At 66.6% G+C, this 3,622-nt stretch carries 3 protein-coding genes and 1 pseudogene; 3 read left to right on the forward strand and 1 reads right to left on the reverse strand.

Translation table 11 applies throughout. The annotated features are described in order from the left end of the window. Positions 1-78: 78 nt before the first annotated feature. A pseudogene (locus LQV45_RS20735) lies at positions 79-1,301 on the reverse strand (multidrug effflux MFS transporter). Between the two features lie 184 nt (positions 1,302-1,485). On the opposite strand from LQV45_RS20735, the gene LQV45_RS20740 reads away from it, so the two are divergent. From LQV45_RS20740 to LQV45_RS20750, 3 genes are all read left to right on the forward strand, one after another. Then, the gene (locus LQV45_RS20740; protein WP_230008634.1) at positions 1,486-2,364 is read left to right on the forward strand and encodes a phage holin family protein; all 879 of its coding nucleotides are present in this window, start codon (positions 1,486-1,488) and stop codon (positions 2,362-2,364) included. Between the two features lie 55 nt (positions 2,365-2,419). Beyond that, the gene (locus tag LQV45_RS20745) at positions 2,420-3,043 is read left to right on the forward strand and encodes a CDP-alcohol phosphatidyltransferase family protein (protein WP_230008635.1); all 624 of its coding nucleotides are present in this window, start codon (positions 2,420-2,422) and stop codon (positions 3,041-3,043) included. Then, on the forward strand, positions 3,043-3,622 hold a 580-nt coding region (locus tag LQV45_RS20750), incomplete at its 3' end, for a DMT family transporter (RefSeq protein WP_290370284.1). The genes LQV45_RS20745 and LQV45_RS20750, both read left to right, overlap by 1 nt.

Raw genomic sequence — 3,622 nt, forward strand, 5'->3', positions numbered from 1 at the left:
GGGGGAGGCCGTGAAGAATGGGCATGTCCCGTGGGAGAGGCCGCGATGAATGGGCATGTGCCCCGGGGGAGGGCCCGGCTACTGGATCGGTGGCACCGTGCTGGGCCGAACAACCAGCCACAGTGCAGCGGCCGCCAGAAGGATGCAGACGGCCTGGACGGCGCCCATCGGGGTTGCGGAGCTGACGCCGAGCCAGCCGACCACCGGCGAGACCAGGCCCGCCATCAAGAAGGTCGCCGCGCCGAGAAGTGAAGCCGCGGTTCCGGCCTGCGCTCCGTGTTTGGCCAGGGCCAGGACCTGCACGGTGGGGAAGGTGAAACCGGCGCCCAGGATGTAGAACCACAGCGGCACCAGGACGCCCCACAGCCCGAACCCCAGCTGGTCGAAGACGACAATCAGGACGGCCATGACGAACATCCAGGCCGTGGAACAAGCCAGGATCCACTGCGGCGGGACGCGCTTGATGAGCCGCGCACTGGTCTGCACGCCTGCCACGATGCCCAGCGAGTTGACACCAAAGAGCAGGCCGTACTGCTGGGGCGTGAACCCGTAGACATTCTGGAACAGGAAAGGCGAGGCGGAGAGGTAGGTGAAGAGGCCCGCGAAGTTCATCCCGCCCACCAGCAGCAGGCCTACGAAGATCCGGTCGGAGAACAGCACCTTGTAACGCTGGCCCATGGTCATCCCGGTTTTGCCGCGCAGTTCCGGCGGCAGGGTCTCCCGGATCACGAAGAGGGCCGCGATGATGACGCAGGTCCCGTAGGCGGCCAGGAACAAGAAGATGCCGGGCCAGGGCATCAGCAACAGCAGCTGGGAGCCGATGACCGGGGCGAGGATCGGGGCCAGCCCGTTGACCAGGGCCATCCTCGCGAACATCCGCACCATCGCGTAGCCGCTGAACAGGTCACGGACCATGGCCATGGCCACCACGCCGCCCCCTGCAGCCCCGACACCCATGAGGACACGGAAGAAACCCAGCGTGGCGATGTCCGTGGACTGCGCTGCGCCCAGGGACGCCGCGATGTGGACCGCTGTCGCACGATCAGGGGCAGGCGCCGGCCGAACTTGTCGCTCAGCGGGCCCACGACCAGCTGTCCCAGCGCGAAACCGATGGTCGTCCCCGTGAGCGTCAGCTGCACCGCGGCCGCGGAGACGCCAAGGCTGTCTTCCAGGGCCGGGAATGCGGGCAAGTAGAGGTCGACCGTGAACGGCCCGAGGGCGGTCAAAGCGCCGAGCGTCAGGATGTAGAGGAATTTACGACGGCGGCTCAGGGAATCACCGGGATTGTGGGGTGTGCTCACAGTGGTCCATCCTAGGGCCCGCCGGGGTGGCCGGCCGGTGGCCGGGCGGGCGCGCCACACCTTGCCCGAAAAGGCCTCCCAAGAGCCTAAATGATAGTTTTGACACCGGGGTCTGTGCGAAGCTGTCCAGACCCGGCAAGCCCGCGTGAGCGGATCGACGGATGGCACCAGTTAGGCGGGACCGATGAGCGGACGTCACAGCGGCGGCACAGGCAGCGGGTTGCGCATTTCCGCGCTGCCGCAAACCCTGAAGATGATCTTCAAGCTGGCGCCCCGGCAGCTCAGTGACGAGATTGCCCTGGCCAAGGCCGAGATCAAACGCAAGGGGACCCAGCTCGGCGTCGCCGGTGCCTTCTTCGCCGTCGCCTTGGTCTTCGTTGGACTCCTGGTGATCGGACTCTTCGTTGCAGCGATCATGGGACTGGCCACCATCATGCCCGCGTGGCTCGCCGCCTTGTTGGTCTCTGCCGTCTGCCTGATTATCGCCGCGATCGGGGCGCTCATCGGGCAGAACAAGTTCAAGAAGCTCATGCCACTGGTCCCCGAGGAGACGATCCGGGGGCTCAAGTACGATCTCGGCATCGCCAAGGAAGGCTCCGCCTTCGACGCCAGGATCCTGGATCCGAGCACCGAGCAGTACAAAGCGGCGAAGGCCGCCAAGGAAGCCGCCGCCGCCAAGGCGACGGCGGAAAAGGAAGCAAAGGCTGCCGCCAAGCCCGACTTCGGGCCGCCGCCCACAGAGGCTGAACTCCGACGCCGGCTGGACCTGCGGCGCACGCACCTTACCGGCGTCCGCGACGACCTCGGCCGCGAACTCGATGTCAAGACCCAGGCCCAAACCCTGCTGGCGGCCGCCCAGGTCCGGCTCCAGGACGGCAAGGAGCAGCTCAGCGACAAGATCGCCGGCTTCCGCGCCTCAGCCCGATCCTCGGCGGGGTCGGCCGCATCCGCTGACGGGCAGGGCCTGGCCGACACGATCAAGCGGCGCTGGAAGCCCCTGGCTGTGCTCGCCGCCTCTGGGGCCGCCCTCGCGGTCCTGGTGCGCAGGCTGATAAAGGGCTAGACAGATCCCTGAACCTAAACGCCAAACCGTTGCCGTCCACGGAAAGGGGGAATCGATGAAGTTCATCGGCGCCGGCGCCCGCCCCGGGCAGCCCCTCGTCCACCGCGACGCGGTCTTCACGGTTCCCAATGTCCTGACCGTGGTGCGCTTCCTCGGCGTTCCGTTATTCATCTGGCTGGTCCTCTCGGAGCACAAGTACGGCTACGGTGCCGTCGTGCTCGCCGTCATGGCCAGTACCGACTGGGTGGACGGCTACATCGCCCGCCGCTTCAATCAGATGTCCAACCTCGGACGGGTCATGGACCCGATCGCGGACAGGCTTTCCCTGATCGCCGTCGCCGTGACCCTCGTGATCGCAGGCGTCGTCGAGTGGTGGTATCTCGCCGCGCTGCTGGTCCCGGACGCGGTCCTGCTGGCTCTGTCAGTGTTCTATTTCCACGGCCACCCTGATCTGCCGGTGAGCCGCATCGGAAAGATCCGGACGGGCCTGCTGCTGGTGGGCACGCCGCTGCTGGTGCTCTCCAAGCTTCCGGTGCCCGCCGCGGACGTCTATGCCACGGTCGCGTGGATCTTCCTGGGATTGGGGCTCGTGGGGCACTGGATCGCGGCCTACAACTACGTCTGGGCCATCATCGGCAAGGGCAGGCAGCTTCGGGCGCACGACGGCGGCTCCCGCTGATGGTCTGGGTTGCGGTTTTGCTTGCGGTCCTCGGCGCCTTCTGCCTGGCGTTTGGGGCACAGCGCCAGGGCAGTGCGGTCAAGGCCGATACCGGCGGCCTGGCGCTGAGCACCCACGGCCTGCTGCGGCTCGTGCGTAACCCCCGCTGGGTATTCGGGTTCCTTCTGCTGTGCGCCGGGATGGGAATGAACGCGATCGCCCTCGTCATGGCGCCCTTGACCGTGGTGCAGCCGATCGGCGCGATCGCCCTGGTCATCACCACCGTGGTCAACACCAAGGACCAGGGCCTGAGCATGAACCGGGCAACCGTCGTGGCCATCTCGCTCTGCGTGACCGGCTCAGCGCTGTTCGTGCTGCTGGCCGTCACCGCCACGCAGGAGAATCACAACGTCAGCAGCGAGGACGAGCTGACAATCGTGCTGCTTCTGGCCATTGCGGTTGCGGCCTTTGGCACGCTCGCGGTTCTGTTCAGGCACCGCATGAGCGCCTTCGTCTACATCCTCGGCGCCGGCGTCCTGTTCGGCTTCGTTGCTGTGCTGACCCGCATCATTGGCAGGCATCTGCTCGATCCAAATGGGC

Source organism: Microbacterium sp. Bi128 (genome assembly GCF_918698205.1).

Excerpts from the sequence above, each read along its gene's own strand:
- LQV45_RS20740 (WP_230008634.1), top strand. The coding sequence starts at position 1,486 with ATGAGCGGACGTCACAGCGGCGGCACAGGCAGCGGGTTGCGCATTTCC.
- LQV45_RS20745 (WP_230008635.1), top strand. The coding sequence starts at position 2,420 with ATGAAGTTCATCGGCGCCGGCGCCCGCCCCGGGCAGCCCCTCGTCCAC.